The organism is Segatella cerevisiae, from assembly GCF_024054555.1.
GTDB classification, from domain to species: Bacteria; Bacteroidota; Bacteroidia; order Bacteroidales; family Bacteroidaceae; genus Prevotella; species Prevotella cerevisiae.
On the sequence record NZ_JAMXLY010000003.1, the window covers coordinates 91,592 to 111,557 of the forward strand.

General features: G+C 41.0%; 9 protein-coding genes. All 9 read right to left on the reverse strand.

Going from position 1 to position 19,966, the window contains the following annotated elements:
* Window positions 1-3: 3 nt before the first annotated feature.
* The 9 genes from NG821_RS01635 to NG821_RS01675 all read right to left on the reverse strand — a co-directional run bounded on the left by NG821_RS01635 (window position 4) and on the right by NG821_RS01675 (window position 19,966).
* Window positions 4-1,476: a glycoside hydrolase family 125 protein gene (locus NG821_RS01635; RefSeq protein WP_252759919.1), complete on the reverse strand. Its 1,473-nt coding sequence runs from the start codon at window positions 1,474-1,476 to the stop codon at window positions 4-6.
* A gap of 19 nt (window positions 1,477-1,495) precedes the next feature.
* Window positions 1,496-3,643 carry a GH92 family glycosyl hydrolase gene (locus NG821_RS01640; RefSeq protein WP_252759920.1) on the reverse strand — a complete coding sequence of 716 codons (2,148 nt, stop codon included), beginning with the start codon at window positions 3,641-3,643 and terminating at the stop codon, window positions 1,496-1,498.
* Window positions 3,640-5,976, reverse strand: coding sequence for a glycoside hydrolase family 3 N-terminal domain-containing protein (locus NG821_RS01645; RefSeq protein ID WP_252759921.1), 2,337 nt, complete (start codon window positions 5,974-5,976; stop codon window positions 3,640-3,642). The genes NG821_RS01640 and NG821_RS01645 overlap by 4 nt, the downstream gene beginning before the upstream one ends.
* Window positions 5,977-6,319: 343 nt before the next feature.
* Complete coding sequence (locus NG821_RS01650; RefSeq protein ID WP_252759922.1) at window positions 6,320-8,134, reverse strand: alpha-L-fucosidase; 1,815 nt, start codon at window positions 8,132-8,134, stop codon at window positions 6,320-6,322.
* Window positions 8,135-9,119: 985 nt separating this feature from the next.
* Complete coding sequence (locus NG821_RS01655) at window positions 9,120-10,784, reverse strand: SusD/RagB family nutrient-binding outer membrane lipoprotein (RefSeq protein ID WP_252759923.1); 1,665 nt, start codon at window positions 10,782-10,784, stop codon at window positions 9,120-9,122.
* Between the two features lie 20 nt (window positions 10,785-10,804).
* Complete coding sequence (locus NG821_RS01660) at window positions 10,805-13,951, reverse strand: SusC/RagA family TonB-linked outer membrane protein (RefSeq protein WP_252759924.1); 3,147 nt, start codon at window positions 13,949-13,951, stop codon at window positions 10,805-10,807.
* A gap of 551 nt (window positions 13,952-14,502) precedes the next feature.
* Window positions 14,503-16,803 carry a GH92 family glycosyl hydrolase gene (locus tag NG821_RS01665; protein ID WP_252759925.1) on the reverse strand — a complete coding sequence of 767 codons (2,301 nt, stop codon included), beginning with the start codon at window positions 16,801-16,803 and terminating at the stop codon, window positions 14,503-14,505.
* Between the two features lie 262 nt (window positions 16,804-17,065).
* Window positions 17,066-17,887 carry a DUF3823 domain-containing protein gene (locus NG821_RS01670; protein ID WP_252759926.1) on the reverse strand — a complete coding sequence of 274 codons (822 nt, stop codon included), beginning with the start codon at window positions 17,885-17,887 and terminating at the stop codon, window positions 17,066-17,068.
* Window positions 17,888-17,908: 21 nt separating this feature from the next.
* Window positions 17,909-19,966 carry a RagB/SusD family nutrient uptake outer membrane protein gene (locus NG821_RS01675; protein WP_252759927.1) on the reverse strand — a complete coding sequence of 686 codons (2,058 nt, stop codon included), beginning with the start codon at window positions 19,964-19,966 and terminating at the stop codon, window positions 17,909-17,911.

Consider the following 19,966-nt stretch of genomic DNA (forward strand, 5'->3'; position numbering starts at 1 on the left):
GTCCTAACCTTTTGCACTATTCAGCAAATCAGTTTTTCCTTCGTCAACCAATTTCAAGATCAGTTCTCCGAAAAGCGTATTAGCCCAGGCAAACCAAGGACGGGTATATTTCTGAGGATTATCCTTATGGAAAGACTCATGCATGAAACCCGTTCCTGCATCCGTACGCTCCAGCATCTCTATGCACTGCCTGATCTCTGAGTCATCCGTACTCGTCATCGCCCTCATGATAATAGACATCGGCCAGACCATATCATAGCCGATATGAGGACCGCCAATACCTTCTGCCACCTTGCCTTTGAAAAAATAGGGATTATCACCGCTCAACACGAAACGGCGGGTATTCTGATAGATCGGATCCTTCAATTCTGACGGATCCAGATAACCCAATGACAGCAGACTCGGCGCGTTCGCATCATCCATCAGCAGGTGATTTCCGAAACCATCCACCTCATAGGCATAGATCTTGCCGTATTTAGGGTGATCATACACCGCATACTTGTGCAGTGCCGTCTCGACTTCGTCTGCCAGAGAAGTACATTCCGAAGAAAGGTCATTCCTGCCATTCACCTTTACAAGGATTTCAGAGGCCTTACGGAGACTGCTGACGGCCATAAAATTCGACGGGACAAGGAACAGGAATGTCGTCGCGTCATCAGAAGGACGGAAAACGGAAGCTATCAGCCCCACGGGTTTTACAGGTGCACCGTAACCGTCATTCTGCACCGTATCCAAAGCCCGGTCAGTCTTACGCATAAAGTGATAAGGACCGAGTCCGCCCTTACGCTGCTGCTCCCGGAAAGTCTTCAGTATTTTCTGCACTGCCGTCAGCCATTCAGGGCCGAAGATTGAGGAGTCACCCGTCACCTGCCAATAGTAATAAGCCAGGCGGATGGGATAGCAAAGAGAATCGATCTCATACTTGCGCTCGTGCAGTTCAGGTTTCATATCCGTCTCGTCACTGTCCCACTCACTGCCGGTAGGACCCGCATTGAACGCATTCGCATAAGGGTCAATGTCGATGCATTTCAACTGGCGCCTGATGACACCGCGGATCAGAGACTTCAATTTCGGATCCTTGCCGGCAAACTGGACATAAGGCCAGATCTGGGCACCTGAATCCCGAAGCCACATCGCATGGATGTCACCCGTATAGACAAAGGTATCGTCACCGCCACCGTCCTTTGCATAATGCACCGTCGTATCCAATGTGTTGGGATAGCAATTACCGAACATCCACGCCAAATAAGGATTACCCTTCAACAGTTTTTGCACTGCCGCAATATTTTTCTCTATTACATCAGAATGGAACATGCGCTCTTCAGGTTTCGGGCGCTTTGAAATATACATTCTCGTATTATCCGAGATTTCCTCAATATACTTCTTTCCAAATCCCTTTTCACTCTGTGCTTTCACACAAGTAACCGGTAACAACAAAAATACTGCCATTACGGTCATCAATGCTTTTCTTTTCATATACTTCATTTTTATTCTATTAAGGTCTGTCATTTACCTTTGTACCGAAACGTGAAGGTTGATTCCCCATCACAAATTTCAGAGTACCGCCACGAACGATATCCTTAAAGTCTATATAAGACCTGGTATAAGGTTTGCCATTAAGTTCCGCACTTTGGATATAGATATTCTTATCACTGTTATGCAGTGCTGTTATCCGAAATTCCTTTCCCCTCCCGACTTTCAATACAGCTTCATCAACAACAGGTGAGCCAAAAACATATTTGCCCCCTGAAGGTTCCACCTGATATAAACCGATAGAAGACAGAACATACCAAGCTGACATCTGTCCAACATCCTCATTACCGCAAAGGCCATCTATGGAATCGCGATACAACGTCGTCATGATCTGGCGCAGTTTCGGGGCAGCTTTCCAAGGCTGGCCTACATAATTGTACAGATAGACGGCATGGTGGCTCGGTTCATTGCCCTGAGCATATTCGCCGATCAATCCGGAAATATCAGGAGAGGCATCGGCACCCAAACTGCCCGCTACAATAAAGAGAGAATCCAGTTTGGCAACAAACCTCTTTTCACCTCCGAAAGCCCGGACTAAGCCATGTACATCTTCCGGCACCAGCCAAGTATACTGCCAGGCGTTTCCCTCCGTATAGTCATCATGACGGTGTACGGAATGGAAGGGATTGAAAGGTTCATTGAATTTTCCATCAGAAGTTAGCCCCCTCATAAACCCTGTTTTCCTGTCGAAATATTTATGATAAGACTGACTGCGTTTATAGAAATAATCATAGGTTTTCGAATCTCCCAACGATTTTGCCAACTTCGCCACACTAGCATCAGCAACTGCAAATTCCAGACCTTTGGCAACCGTTTCATAAGTCGTATCCAGATCACAAGGGATATAACCATATTTCTTCAAGAATCCCATTCCCCGGTCGTCCCGCATGGAAGACTTGACCGCAGCATTCAGAACAGCCTTTTTATCGACATCATACCCTTTTAGGGCAATATCAACAAGAACCGGTATACCCGGATTTCCGACCATACAATCAGTTTCATTCCCCATCAAATGCCATACAGGCAATTTCCCCTGTTGTTCAAAAATATGCAGGAAGGTTTGGGCAAAGTCTTTCTGCATGTCCGGATGAATAAGCGTGGACAAAGGATGAGCAGCCCTATAAGTATCCCATAATGAAAAGGTCGTATAATTCGTAAAATCGCCATGATAGACCTTGCCGTCCGAGCCGCGATAGTCCCCATTGACATCACAGAAAACAGATGGGGCGATCATCGTATGATACAAACTTGTATAGAAGATACGGCGTGTCCGTTCATCCTTAGTTTGTATTGCAATCTTTCCCAACTGTTCATTCCAAGCTTTGTCCGCTGCATTTACTGTAGCATTGAAATCCCATCCGGGGATCTCCGCATCTATATTTTTACGGGCATTCGCTTCGCTGACTGCAGAGAGTCCCACTTTTACCAAGATCGGATCATTGCTGTTTGGAAACGAGAAGATGGCGATACTGTCCCCCTTCTGAGTCGAAAGTGTGACAGGTCTAGAAAATTCAGCGGCAAAGAACACCTTTCTGTCCTTTGCCCACCCCTTTGAGAAGCGGAAACCAGTTACGGTGGTACCGTTCAACTGTTTGAAGCCACATGATTTCATATCATCCCAGCCTATACCCTGTTTGAGATTGAGGATAATATAACCTTCTCTGTCATCTGCCGGAAAACTGTAACGATGGAAGCCTACCCGCTTGGAAGCAGTCAATTCCACCCTTATGCCTGTAGGCAGCACCAAGGAATAATAGCCGGGTCTGACCCTTTCAGCCTTATGTGAGAAAATGACCGAACGCACATTGGTATCCAGTACAGGGAGCAGCGAGACATCCCCGAGATCACCAATCCCCGTTCCGCTAAGATGCATCTGTCCGAATCCGATCAAGACGGAATCACTATAGTGATAGCCGGAGCACCAGTCCCAGCCACGCGTATACTCTGTAGGGCCGGCCTGGACAAATCCGAAAGGTACATTCGCACCCAAAAAGACATGTCCATGACCACCAGTCCCGACATAAGGATCTACGTATTGCGTATAGTTCTTTGCCGGTGACGCCAAGGCCATTAACTGGATTGCAACTAAAAACAAAATAATTCTTTTCATTGTACTGACAATTTTGTATGTAAGCGGATATCTGCCGAAGAACTTCCAATCTGGATTTCAAAATCTCCAGGTTCCACAACACGTTTCATATCCTTGTTTATAAGAGAAAAATCGTATGGAGTGAGCATAAAACTCACTTGTCTGGTCTCACCCTTCCGAAGATGGATGCGCAGGAAATGTTTCAGTTGTCTGACAGGTTGTACAACGGAAGCATAATTCTCTGTCATATAGAGTTGGGCGACTTCATCACCGTCATAGTTGCCGACATTGCTGATGTCGAACGAGACCCGGTATTTTCCGCCGGGTTGTCCGGTAACGTTCAAATCTGAGTAATCAAATCTGGTATAGCTCAGCCCATAGCCGAAAGGATAGAGCGGCGAAGCCTGCATCTCCACATAATCATGAGGCTCAGGAAGTTGCCTGTCATAATACACCGGCAACTGTCCTACATTTACGGGGACAGAAACGGGCAGGCGGCCTGCCGGATTATAATCACCAAAAAGGACGTCTGCCAGAGCATCTCCACCTTCCTGTCCCGGATAATAAGCCGTAAGGAGAGCATCTGCATTCCTTGAAGCCCAGAGTTTATCCAAAGGCCGGCCTTCGATATAAATCACGACCAAAGGCCGTCCGGTTTCCTTCAATGCCTTCAAGAGTTTGTCTTGCAGCCCCATCAAAGTAAGAGAGGCGCGGTCAAAGCCTTCGCCACTTTCCATATCACTCACGGTCTTGCTGTCAGCAACAGCAGCGCCGGTCTCCTGATAGTTTGTCTTAAAGTCACGCGCACTGGATCCTCCTACTGCCACAAGGACCACATCAGCGCGGCGTGCTGCGGCAACGGCCTGAGAAATATCTTCCCTCGTCGTATCTCGAATGGCACAGCCTTTGACATACTCTACATTTGCTGAAGGGAGTTTAGTCCGCACACCATCCAAAAGAGTTCTGACATTGGAATCTTCCTGAGGAGCCGTATAGTCCCCCAACATGTTATAACGGTTGTCCGCATTAGGGCCAATAACGGCAACCCTGATTGTCTTTTTCAAAGGCAGGATGCCATTATTCTTGAGAAGCGTGACAGAAGCTTGGGCAACACGACGGGCCACATCTATATTTTCATGCGTCCGTACGCCATGGACCGCAGCCTCAGGGTCCACATAAGGATGCTCGAACAGTCCCATTTCCATCTTCAGGCGCAAGACTCTTGCCACTGCCGAATCGACAACGGCCTCACTCACCTTTCCACTCTTCACGGCATCAGACAACAGGGCATAGGCATGGGCGCCCAAATCGACATCCACTCCTGCCCGAAGTGCCATAACGGCTGCATCCTCAAGGGAGCGTGCGACATGATGTGTTTGGAAAATACCGTCAATGCTATATAGATCCGAGACGACAAATCCTTTAAAATGCCACTGATTCCGAAGGATATCTTTAAACAGATACGAATTAGACGTGCAGGGAATACCGTCCATGGAATTGTACGACGTCATCACCGACAAAGCGCCGGCATTGATAACTTTATGGAAGGGAGGCATGATATCACTGAGCAATTCACGTGGACCGACCACAGAAGGTCTGCCGTTCTGCCCGCCCTCAGAAAGACCGTAAGCGATAAAATGCTTGAGTGTCGGGAGTGTACTGTAAGGCTTGGACAAATCGCCGCCTCCTAGGCCTCTTACTTCTGCGGCGCCGATATCACCACTCAGTACCGGATCCTCTCCGAAAGTTTCTTCCACTCGGGACCATCGTGGATCACGAGCCAGATCGAGGACAGGGCCATAACTGATATGACCGCCTTGAAGTCGTATCTCCTTGGCGATCACCTGACCGGCTTCTTCTATCAGATCCGGTGACCATGTCGCTGCCAGTCCCAGCCCTGTGGGGAAGACAGTCGTCCCTATTGCCATGTGTCCATGAGGTGCCTCTTCCGCTAGGAAAAGAGGAATTCCCAGTCGGGTGTGTTCCTTCACATATTTCTGCAAGGCATTGCCTGCTTCAGCAGCCAACTTCGGATTCAATCCATTCGCGAGGGTCTTCCGCGTCCAGGGATCTGCACGGAATGTTCCCCAAAGCATACCGAACTGTTTGTCTTTCAGATCCTTCTTGAACTTTTCAGACACACTGACATGGTGACCATTGATCGTATAATCCTCCCATCCAAGACCACACTGTATCTGACCCAATTTTTCTTCCAATGTCATGCGGTGGAGAAGATCCTCCACCCTCACATCCACCGACAATTGGGGATTTCTATAAGGCAACACAGATCTGGCATGTGACGGTGTAAAGACAGATAAGCAGATCAATGCACCCAAACAAATCTTACACTTCATATTTTGTTTCTCAATCGATTCATTTTCGTAATACCATTCTACTGTTTATAAAAAGATGTCATAAAATCGGTTCTGCCATCAACTATAAAGCATACTCATATCTCCAGATTCACTGATTATACCATTATGGAGGTTTGTCTACAGCATTTCTATTTTCTTATAGCCCGCTCGTTAAACCGACTTCCAGAACAAGCAGCAAGCCAAGATACATAGTTTTAAATGAAAGAACTTTATTGCCCGATATTCTTTAACGGGGATGGAAAGAATCAGCATTTCACGCCACTGACAAATAATCCCAATTTCAGATATGGCTTTCACCCTTTCAACACGTTTTGCAGACACCTTATTGTATTATCAGCTTATCGAAATTTATTTTTTTACTGTCATCAATCATTCTGACGGCTTTCAATACGACATAACGGGCGGTTGTTGGTGTAAAATAGACATCCTGCATAATCGGATTATTCCGGATATTTGAGAATTCTCCACTTGCAATAAGTTTCAAATTATCCAGACCATTTCCGGCAAGAATTTCGTAGTTGGATAGAATACCTGCTTTCGCCGGTTGATAATGCAAAGAGCTTATGCTCATGACCTTACCAAGATCGAGGATCAATTCATTCTCCCCGGACGCATCGAGTAATTGATAAGGGAGGCCCTTCAACCCAATTTTATCAGCCGTGGAATTATCCTTTGCCTGAGGCGCGTAATAAGCACCCAATTCATTAATACAAAGGCAAGCGCGTGAATCCAAAAGCCTTATTCTCAGTTCTTTGGCAATGACCGTCTTGAATCTCAACAAACGCTTATACCCGATAGTCGTCGTTTCTTCATTGACATTTATAGGCAGCCAATTATTCCCGTTTTTAATTTCTACGATAAAAGACTTAACCCTCTGGCCCAAAGGAATATATTCCTGTAATTTTAACCTATTTATCTTTACTGGATGATTGAAAGAAATATTCAGATCTGCTTTCAGGACCCCATCATCTGTCGCCCAATAAGTATCATAACGGTTGTCCGTCAGATTCTTAACAGAATATTCTCTTCCTCGTACATTGGAAGCTTTTATCTTTGCATGAAGCAAAAGATTAGTTTTCAACTCACGTTCTATCCTGCGATGCAGATTGACGGCATTGGCAGAATCCAACGGATAGATCAATCCGTCTTTATCAACTGGAAAGTTAAGAAGCAAGGTCCCGTTGTGGCCGACACTACGATAATAAAGATCAGTCAACTGGTCCACTGATTTCACTTGAGCATTTTCCTTGGCATGGTAGAACCATCCGGGACGCATAGACACATCACATTCTGCCGCCACCCATTCATTACCATCAGCATGCCCGTATTGTAATTCTTCAGATTTGTCGTAACCGGGATAAACCACGCCCTTACGCAAGAAAGACCAATTAGTGGCACCAGCAAAACCTTTCTCGTTGCCGACCCATCGGCATCCGGGACCGCCATCAGAAAAAGCGATAGCATGAGGCTGCAACTCGGCCATCATTTTGTAAGCCCGTGGAAAGTCGTAATAAGTACGACGATCTATCGTCCTGACCTCTTTCGTACCGCCATACCAACCATCACCGCCATTGGCACCATCAAACCAAACTTCAAAAAGATCTCCATAGTTGGACAGCAACTCATGGAGTTGATTATAAAAATACTCGACATAGAAAGGTGTCCCATAAAAAGCCTGATGGCGATCCCATGGGGACAGATAGACACCGAACTTTATACCATATTTTTTACACGCGGCTGACAATTCCTTCACGAGATCCCCTTTACCGTTTTTATAAGGTGTATTCCGTATGCAATAATCTGTATATTTTGTCGGCCACAAGCAGAATCCATCATGATGCTTACAAGTCAGGATAACCCCCTTTAAACCTGCCTTGACGAAAGTCTTCACCCACTGCTCGCAATCCAATTTTGTAGGATTAAAGGTCGACAATGGAGAATCTCCATATCCCCATTCACGATCATTGAATGTATTCAGTCCAAAATGGATAAAGGCATAACTCTCCATTTTCTGCCAGCGGACCTGATCTTCAGTCGGAACAGGATAGCAGGGAGCCGGTGGAAGGACTTTATGGCTTGCAAAAAGGTTAATTGCAAAAGATAGAGTCAAGAAAACAGTATACAGCTTTCTCTTCATTTCAATTTAATTTATTTTATAAGTACATTATCTATATAATAGACAGACGGAGTGGTCTGTTCATCACATCCAAGAAGAGGTGGACATTTCTGCTGGTTAGAAGTTTCATGAATCACAAAGTTACACATTATTAAGTGCTTATTTGCAAATGAGGGCGTTAACGCTTGTTAAACCATACAAATTAGAACCGTAAGGTCTACATCTTTTTATAATTGAAATCAAAATAATCATAACTCGGCAGGAATCATGAAAAACATCATAGTAGCTATAGTATCCAAGCATCAATTAAATTGACAAGAATTAAATAGTTGCATTTTTACGGCAATCTAAAAATAAATTAAGTCAAGACTAATACTTCTCTTCAAGAGACTATCACCAGACTTACTATAGAGTAAACACTCTTATATGATTCGAGAAACATAGCCTCATAGTTTCGAGAATAAGACGGCTCTCTTTCTCGAACAAGACGGTCAAGTTTCGAGAAACTACCAACTTACCTTTTCCAGATACGCCAAGACATCTTCTTACCGATTCTAATTGAGGGAGAAAACTTTCAGGGCATTACTGTTAAGACTAGACGATTTCATCCTTAAAATGCCGCCCTCTTTCGAAGAAAGTTACCTTGATCATCAAATGCAATAAAGATCTACTAATGTACTCTATGCAGAATTCTTCGACATAAAGTTATAAACCATCACATTTCTCTCGTATTTGAAAGTCAGTATTGAATATTGGGCGTGACCTCTTAGCAATAATTTGTCAATTGGCATTGTAAATGTTTTTGATTAGAGAAATGGGATTAAATCTTGGATTGACAGGATATATGATTCTTCCTTTCGATAGAACCTTTTTTATATCTTTTGATAGGCACCTTGAAAAGTAATAAGAGAATCCAATATAAAAATGACAATACTCATGTACGATAAAAAGAATATAAGACCCCGACAAGGAACCGAGGTCTTATATTCATATAAGCAGCTATAATTTATTTAGCATCCCACCACACACGAGAATAGAAAGTATCACCATGTGCCATACGTGCAGATGCAGCCTTGTAATTAGTTGCATTAACCTGTGATTCATCTGACGGATAACGGAAACGGCGCGGAATACTATAACCGTCATTAGCAGTTGCAGACTCTCCATCCAACTTTGCCATTGGTGCAGGAGTAAGAACAGGATAACCTGAACGGCGCCAATTTGCAAACACCTCATAAGGATCACCGAAGCTATTGATATAATACTGAGTATTAATCTGTTCTAAAGCCTTACTCGGGTCAAATGGATTGGCTTTCAGATAATCAGCAGCAGCTGTAGCAGCCCCACTTGGATAGGCTACAGAGATGGCCGCTCCTGCATTCGGGAACTGGCTATATTGTTCAAAAGCAGCCTTTACCCCATTATTGTAATAAGTTGCAGCATCTCCTGAAATATATCCCCTTGTAGCAGCCTCAGCCAACAAGAACTCAGTCTGGGCATAAGTTACAATAAACGTAACACCTGTAGGATCAGCATATGTACAACGATTAGGTGAAGAATAGTATTTACCGTAATTAGCCAAATAATTCGAATCATTGAAAGCCTTATCAACCTTTCCCACAAAATACTGACTATTCTCTACATCTTCATAGCCTCCTGTAGGCATTCCCTTCTGTGAAGCAAAAGTCATATCACCATAATCCTGAGAAGTCCACATACCTGTCGCAGTACTCAAAATCTCAGTATATTGTCTGCCGTCTTTAGTAGGAGCAATTGTTCCAATCAAAGAAAGACGAGGATCTTTTGTCTTTTTCAACATATTGACTAAGACATCTGAAAGATAGAACTCCCTGTCCGACTCTGCATGAATCTTTGCAAATGGCTCTGAAGAGTCATTTGTTACAGATCCCCCACTATGTGCTAATTCACAATTATCACCATTAGAGGTCATCAAACCGTTTGCCAAAGCCTTAGCGGCATAAGTCTTGGCATCCGAAGGATCGACTTTGACCAGCCGCATAGCCAGACGTAACATCAAAGAATTGGCAAATTTCTTCCACGCTGCAGCATTTCCATTATAATAAAGGTCTTGATTACCCATCTTTGCTGTTCCACTTGTCAAATTAGACTGAGCGGAATCCAGTACTGCCAGCATATTCTTATAGATACTCTCCTGAGTATCATATACAGGATACGAATATTTAGCAGGACGGCCAGCCTGACTATATGGAATATCACCATAGAGGTCTGTCATCTTGCTGAAAGCATAGACGCGCATGATACGGGCTATATTGTAATCTATTTTCATATTCTTATCCCCCGCCCATTGATCACAACAGGTTGTCACATCACGCATGGCACCCCGATCACTATCATAGGTATCCCAATAAGAACTGGAATAACCGTCGCTCCATTCGTAACGAGCATAAGAAGGCCACATATCAAGAGAAACCAACTGCTGAGTAAATTGAGCACAATAAATACAACCGTTACGCCACATATCCCAATCAGATCCTAATGCCTGGTGTTCTGCATTAGAAAACACCATTGAGTAAGGGACATTATCTCCATTTATACTTTCAGGATTCAAATTGGTATCTCCAAAATTATCACAGCCTACAAGACTTAATAAAAGAACAGACGCCAAAACAAAATATTTAAAGATTTTCATTTTATGCATTATTTTAAATTTCAGAACTTGACATTAAGATTAAAACCTATGCTCCGTGTCGTCGGATAACCGTTAAACTCTAATCCCTGTGCATTACTATTATTGATAGCGGATTCGGGATCAATATTAGGAGTATGCTTAAGGATGGTCCAAAGGTTACGACCTACAAGAGAGAATGAAAGCCCTTTGACAAATCCCAAATGAGACAGCATCTTCTCAGGGAAAGTATACCCGAAGGAAAGTTCACGCAATTTGATAAAATCAGCACTGTAAACGAATTCTTCTGCAATGTTCGCATCACAAATTGCACGGAAGTAATCTTGAGAAGTGACCGTTACCTTATTAGGCTTACCAGTAGATTCATCAATTCCATTAGCCGTAATCGATCCAGCAGGATTATCCTTCGTTCTACCAGTAAGCGTCTTCTTCTGTAAGCCATAAGCATACAACTGGTAGTTAGTACCAGAAAAGATCTTTGCGCCAAATTTAAAATCAAGCAACATGCTAAGGTTAAAACCTTTATAAGTAAAACTATTGTGCCAACCACCAGTCCACTTATAAACTGCATTTCCAAGGACCTTCTGTTCACCTGTTTGAGGAAGACCGTTTTTCAACATCAATTGACCATCTGCATTTCTCTTATAGGTATAACCGATAATCTCTGCGTAAGGCAACCCTACTACTTGGTAGATTGTTACATTGCCAATGCCTGACTTCCCTCCGTCTACTGTTATACGGTCAGTACCAGTTCCAACAGTCAAGACCTTACTACTATTATTTGCCAAATTCAAGGTCGTATTCCAAGAGAAGTTCTGATTACGGATTGGATAAGCATCCACCATAAATTCAAAACCACTGTTTCTCACTTTACCTACGTTCATATAAGCTGAACCAAAGCCGGAGGCAGATGAAGTTGATACCGGAAGAATATCATCCGTAGTCTTCTTATTATAATAATCCATATCAAAATTCAATCGATTCTGAAAGAACGAGAGGTTCATACCCACTTCAAATTCAGAAATGTGAACTGGTTTTAGATCTGCATTTGGAAAAGCATTATTATTATTCTGAGTAGCCGTTTGAACTCCATTAACCGTATAGGCATTCAGTTTATAGTACATCAATGTTTGGTAAGCCTCTGTTCCATTAGATGCAAAAGCATAACCTAAACGCAATTTTCCAAAGTCGAACCACTTCGGTAAAGCTTTCCTGAAGCTATCTGTAAATACCCAAGATAAAGTAGCCGAAGGATAGAAATAGCTGTCATTGTCAGGAGACAAAGTAGAAAACCAGTCATTGCGTCCTGTAAAATTCAAGAATACCTGATTTTTCCAACCCAGATCGAAAGTTCCATATAGAGAATTGATCCGATAGCGGGTATAAGACTTGAACGGATTCTGTCCTGAAGGAGGAATATTGTTTACAGACCAAAGACCATCTATTGTAAACGGACTCCCCCCGTTTGAGGTATAGAAATATTTCGTTTCGTTATACATTTTATTTCCACCGAAAGAAGCTCCAACGCTCCAATCTCCAAACTCTTTATTAAAATTTAAGAGGAAGTTATAGTCAGTTTCATGGAAATTCTTTTCATATTCTGTCAGCCCCCCTGCAGGTTTAGAAGCAGCTCCCTTAGGCTGGACATCTCTAAACTCTATATTATACCCATCACGTTGAACAGCTCCCTGCAAATACAACCAAGGCGTAATATCCCATTTCAATGTAAAAGACCCGGTAAGACGATTACGGCTCATATTATTGGTTTTACGATACTGTAACCAATAAGGGTTATTGAAATAGACATTGTTACCAGAAATCATTTCACTCCCATCAGTATTTGTACCCCAACCTGCTGCGGTACCCTTCATCCAACGGACGTCAAAAGAATTACCTCTGTAAAGTAATGAAGCATTCGTATTCCCATTACCATCCGAAAGACTAGAACGACCATTAGATTTATCTTCCGTATAGTTCGCCGTCAGAATAGCTGACAGACTTTTGGAGATTCGATAGGTGGTATTCGTATTAAAACCAATCTGATGAGTACCCGCATTAGGAAGGATGCCTTTATCTTTGTTGTATGAAATACCGAGTCGATAATTGATGTCTTTATTAGAGCCGGAAAGAGCCACTGAAGTATTAGTCGTGAATCCTGTATTATAGAAATTCTTCCAATTGTCAATATAAGAATACTTATAAGTATTACCTAAGAAATTGACGGCATCACTCCCATCCATATATGCACCCCAACTGGTACTTTCACCAGCCTTGGCAGCATTGACAGACGTAGGCTTCTGGCCCTGTAAACCCATTCCAAACTCTTTCTGCCAATCTCGGTAATCATAAATAGAATTAAAAGTAAGGTTTTCATTCAATTCCACGCTTACAGGTTGACCTTTTTGCCCGCTTTTTGTAGTAATTAAGATTGCACCATTACCACCACGAAAACCATAAAGGGCAGATGCTGCTGCACCTTTCAGAACCTGAATACTCTCAATATCGTCAGGATTAATAGAATTCAAGCCATCGCCCATATCTATACCTCCATATTCTCCAGCAGAACCTTGATTAGAATTGTCGAAAGGTACGCCGTCAACAACATACAGAGGCTGATTATTGCCGGAGATGGAAGAATTACCACGAATAACAACTCGGGAAGATCCCATATCTCCAGTGGCATTTCCAGCCACACTGACACCGGCAACCTTACCGGAAAGCGCATTCCCAAGATTTGGATCACGCGCCATAGTAAGAGCATTGCCATCAACTTTAGCCGTTGCATAACCTAGAGATCGCTCCTGACGTTTAATACCCAAAGCTGTCACAACAACTTCATCAATAGCTGTAGCTTCATCCTGCAATTTGACATTAATGCTATTTCTTCCTCCTACAGCTATACTTTGCGGTTTATTGCCAACATAAGAAAACTCCAGTGTTGCATTGGTCGGACATGAAATAGAATAATTCCCATTAATGTCTGTAATTGCTCCACTTGTGTTACCCTTAACTTTTACGGTTGCCCCAATAATAGCCTCTCCACGTTGATCTGTTACAACTCCCTTGACAGTAATATCCTGTGCATGAACAATAGCGACAAGAAACATCAATAAAACTGTCACACCAATTCTAAGAAAAAAAGAATTGGAATTCTTTGTTTTGTTTGTCATTTTTATTGGACTTTTGTTAGAAATAGTTTTTAAACTTTACATTAAAACTGTTTGTAATTAATAAAACCTATTAGAGGACTACAAAAGTTAAGATTCAAATATCCAAAATTATGAATACCCTTGGTTCTTAACTAGCTAGTAATTTTCGACCCTCTAAAATATAACTCTCTTGACTGCAATATTAGTGAAATTTCTTGAATATACAAAGATTTACCCAGTAAATTAAAGGTCTATAACAAATTGTGTAAACAAATGTTAGAAAGCTAAAAATATAATCTTCTCTGTCAAAATATAGGTATACTACAATTACTAAACCTTAGTTTTAGTCAGTTTACACTGATTTTTCCAAAGAAAAGCACTTTCAAATTATCAGTTCCACAATAGGAAACTTATCAAAAGTGCTATTAAGTTAATTCAATAATTTAAAAATAAAGAATAAGTTTCACAAAAAAAGCAGAGAGCATATTTTTCCACTAATATATGCTCTCTGCCATAACTAAAATCCCAGTTTGTTCAATCTAAATGGATTGAAACAACTTGAGTAATTTAAATTATTTATTTTTAAAATTCGAGAATGAATAGGGAACATCAGAATCTAAGATACCTCTTTGTTTACAAGGTCCTCTACCCATATCAAAGATAAGATTGGCACCATTAGAAAGCATAGAATGGGTAACATAATTTTTCGTATAATTTATACCATTCACATTCATAGATTTCACATACCTATTCTCAGCACAATTGTCCGGAGCAAGTATATCTACAACTTTCCCATTTTGCAAATGTATTTTCACTTCTTTGAAATAAGGAGTTCCCAAGACATATTGCCCGGATCCGGGACAAACCGGATAAAAGCCAAGAGCAGAAAACACATACCAGGCAGAAGTTTGACCGTTATCTTCATCTCCACAGTAACCATCCGGATTAGCATTATACAAACGATCCATTACCTCCCGAACCCAATATTGAGTTTTCCAAGGCTCTCCAGAATAACCATAGAGATAAATCATATGTTGTATTGGTTGATTGCCATGAGCATAATTGCCAAAATTCATAATCTGCATTTCACGAATCTCATGTATGACCTGCCCATAATAACTATCATCAAAAATCGGGGGCAAGATAAATACTGAATCCAGCATCAGATTAAACTTGTCCTTTCCTCCCATCATATCAATTAAGTCCTTAGGGTTATGAAACACACACCATGTATAATGCCAACTATTCCCCTCTGTAAAGGCATCTCCCCATTTAAAAGGATTGAATGGTTTTTCAAATTGACCATTCTGGAGTCGGCCACGCATCAGTTTCGTTTCAGGATCAAAAAGATTTCGATAATTCAATGCACGCTCACGATAAGGTTCCAATTCCTTTCTAGATTTTCCCAACGCTTTCCCCAATGTATAAATGCACCAATCATCATAAGCATATTCCAATGTACGTGCGGCACTCTCATTGATTTTCACATCATACGGGACGTATCCCAATTTATTATAGTATTGATAACCAAGTCGTCCACATGAAGACACCTTTGGGTTTACAGTATTTGCATCATATTTTAAAGCTTTCCAAAGCGTTTCGATATCATACCCTCTTATTCCTGACAAATAAGCATCTGCTACAACAGAAGCAGAATTATTGCCCACCATACAATCACGATGACCGGGGCTAGCCCATTCTGGAAGATAACCACTCTCTTTATAATCATTGACTAACCCCATCTGAATCTTTTGACTCATTTGAGGATAAACAAGATTAAGTAACGGAAATAGAGCTCTGAAGGTATCCCAAAAACCAGTATCAGTAAACATATATCCAGGTAAAACTTTTCCATTGAAAGGACTATAATGGACTATATTTCCATGTATGTCATATTCATAAAAAGAACGAGGGAAAAGCAAGCAACGATATAGACAAGAATAAAACGTCTTCAAGTGCTCCTTATTACTATCCTTCACCTCAATAGCTCCTAAAACATTATTCCAGCGCTTCCTGCCTTGGGCTGCCACTTCCTCAAGATCGTTATTTCCCAATTCTTTAAGATTGATTTCAGCTTGAGCCTCACTAATAAAAGAAGAAGCTACACGTACATTGATCTTTTCGCCTTTTTCAGTTTTAAATCCAATAATTGCCCCAGCATGATCACTTTTCACTTCTGAAATTCCAGTATCTAATTGCCCATCTTTTACAATTGACTTATATGTAAACGGATGATCAAATTTTAATACAAAATAGTTTTTAAAATTATCTGGTACACCACCACTATTTTTTGTCGTATAACCAACTATCTTATTTTCAGAAGGGATAATTTTAACAGATGAACCATGATCAAAAGCGTCTACAACTATAAATGATGAATCATTTTTAGGAAACGTGAAACGAAAAATAGCAGCACGTTCCGTAGGAGCGATTTCTGTAGTAACATCATAGTCTGCTAAATAGACTTTATAATAATATGGAGTTGCTGTTTCAGCTTTATGAGAAAACCAACTAGCTCGTGCATCCTCATCGAAAATCGGTTTTCCTGTCTCAGGAAAAATAGAGAACTGCCCATAATCATTAATCCACGGGCTCGGTTGATGAGTCTGTTTAAAGCCGCGTATTTTATCAGCAGTATAGACATAAGTCCAACCATCACCCATTTTTCCAGTTTGTGGTGTCCAAAAATTCATGCCCCAAGGCAAAGCTATTGCCGGGTAAAGATTACCTGTAGAAAGAGAGCGTTTGGAAAGTGTACCTACCAAAGTCGAAACAGCATCTACAGGATCAGAAGCTGCAGCCCGTAAAGTTAAAGATTGAAAGAACAGCAACAGGGTTGCAAGAACTGAAATAATTTTTAATTTCCTATTCATTGTTATTTAACGATTAAATTTACTAATACCTTATAAATAACGCACTAACCTAAGAATTAATTCTAATTTTATGTTTTTTCTATTAAAAGCTACAACTTTTTAAAAAATAATATATATACTTTTTAAAATCGCGTTTTATTCAACCATAATATTTTATACCATCAACATTAAAGCACACACGAAGGATTAGACGTGTAGTACGTCTAATCCTTCAATTTAAGAGGCGATGAAGCACCAGATTACTCCAATCACTTATAAAAAATCAAGGAATAATAACCTCTACCGGCTCGCTATAGTTCCAACGGCGAGTACCACTCCCCTTAGGTGTATCATAATTAATACGTGCAGCTGCTCGGATAAAGACGTGACGCCCAGACGGGATTGGCACTCCCTTTGCAGAAGTAATCTTTATAGGAGTACCAACAAGGTCATCAAATGAAGAACCATTGTAATCAATATGATTAGACCAACGCTCATCTCGTGCACGGTAGCCCACAGTAGACGAATAACTTACAAAAAGCTGAATATCTGTAATATCAGGATAACTATCATCATAGTTCCCCATAGGTTCTATCAAGGATTTAAATTCAGAACGGGACACCCGGCGTTCGACCTTTACTTTCGCTGTTATCACCCCATTAGAGACCGTAGGATAACCTACAAATTCCACTTTTAAAAACGGTTTAACCTTAAATATAACATTTGTTACGCCCTTCAATTCTACATTTTGCGAACCATCAGCAATCGGTATTCCATCAGCATTTTCACGAATAATAGGAATAAACGGGCCATCTACAGTTATATTATAACGTCCCTTGAATTCTTTTGTATTCTGAAATGTGCCATTAGGCATACAGTAAAAATCCGGATTATGCTGTGCATTATCACCATAGTCTAGCTGGAGCATCCTCACTCGAATACCTTCAGACCCTTGATCTGTAAGAACAGAATCACCAGTTTCGTCATCGACTACAGCGCCTTTAATGGTTTCTTTCGGTTCATCATAATTATCCATTTCAAACATATCACATGAAACGAATAATAGGGAAGAAAGAAAAAGAGTATATATAATATTTTTATTCATATCTTTATATTAATTTGAATTCTATCGGTTAGGTTGCTGATCAATATACTTACTCTTAGAAACTTCATTACTTGGGATTGCAAAATAGTAATCAAGAATATTATAGTTAAACGTCTTTAGACTAATAGCTTGGAAATGAGCGTCAAAGAACCATTTCTTAGCCTGGGTAGAATAGAATGGATAAAGACCACGAAAACGGTAATTGCTATTATTACTATAACTCTTAGAATCCTTTTGATCACCCCAGAACTCATCACGTCCTTCATAATGTTGCACGCGCCAACGCCGAAGATCCCATTCTGTTTTTTGCTCCATGGCCAGCTCTTTGCGTCGCTCTTTACGTACAATATCCCGTCCTGCATTTGTATTAGAAATTGTTGAAGTAAGCAAGGTTGCACCAGCACGCTGACGAATTTGATTTACAGCATCTGTAGCTTGTCGAAGCAAATCTTTTCCGTCAGGTGAAGGACTTCCGGATAAAGACAATTCCACTGCAGACTCTGCCATATTCAAAAGTACTTCGGCATAACGCATCAATATAAAATGTTGTGATGATTTACCTTCACCAATTGCTGCTGAAAGGTCAGGATTCAAATACTTGCGTGCCAAAAGTCCCGTCAAACTACTTTCTCCATTAGCATAGAAAGGACCATTTTCACCTGCTGCAGTCATTGTTTTACCATCACTCAGAGGGACTATTTCCTGACTACTTCCATTACTTGGACTCAAATATAGCGTCTTAGGCTTTTGGGCATACTGAGGTAATTGCTGATAAGTTTTTTCTGCTGAATTATAAGAATAATCACTCCAAAATGGTTTAATAGGAACTTCTCCCGTATATGTCCCCATCCGAATTTCTATTTGCTTTCCCTTAAACTGATCACCAGGGAAAATCACATAAGCGCGTAGCCTTGGCTCTGCATTTTTAAAAAAGTCCATAGGAGAATCATACATTAGATAATTTCCCGTTGTATTTGTAGATCCATCCGTTACTCTAATAGAACCATCAGCATAACGTGGAAATCCCTCAAAGAGTTCAAGAAAATCCAGTGTTGGGCACATGCCACTAGACAATGGTGACCTGAATATAAACGGAGAATTATAAGCATCATATCCATGTGTTGAAGTTGGATAAATGTATTTCTTTACCGCAATATTCTCAGGACTACTATCATCAAAGAACATATTAACCATATTCTCATATTGAGCCTCAGGATCATTTGCCTTCCAATTTTTTTCATACAAAGAATATTTTCCAAAATTAATTATCTCTTTAGCAGCATTATAAGCTTCTGTAAAATATTTTTTAGAATCTGCTTCCCATTTATCCGAGGCAAAACCCATCACTCTTATACCTGTTTTTTGTCCTAACCCTGTCAGATTTCCCGACACTGTTTGATTGTATTTGGCGACACAACCTGCATACAGCATCGCTTCAGACTTGAAAGCAAGAGCTATATATTTATTAGCATAGCCATCTTTAGGACTGGTAGGTTCCAACAACTCAATCGCTTTATCATAATCAGCTAGGATTTGATTCCACGTATCCTCCTCAGAAGAACGAGGCACTTCTAGATTATCACTTTTGTCTGGATAGTCAATAACTTTTGTCACCAAGGGAACCCCACCAAAGCGCTTAGCCATGGCATAAAAAACCGTTGCTCTTACATAATAGGCTTCACCTAAATAATCGTTATACATAGCTTCGGAATAATGGTCTTTATATTTCGGCAAATTTTCAATCAAGAAGTTCGCCTCACGCAGTTCTCTGAAAGCCATCGACCAATAAGGAGTATTTTCATTCGTAAAAGCAGCACAAATCCCATCTCGGTCAAGACATTCACCTGTTCCACTTATCCCGAAACCAACAAGCCAGCCATTAAAATCAAATCCCCTTTGCGGTAAATATTTAAAATCTTCATAGGGCATATAGCTATAAAGCCGTGATAAATAAATATCCATACCTGATTCATCAGATAACAATTGATCAGACGTAACGACATTTTTAGGTGCAACATCCAAATCTGCACAAGAAGCTGTAAAAGCTAGGATCAATAAAGATAGTATTATTTTTTTCAT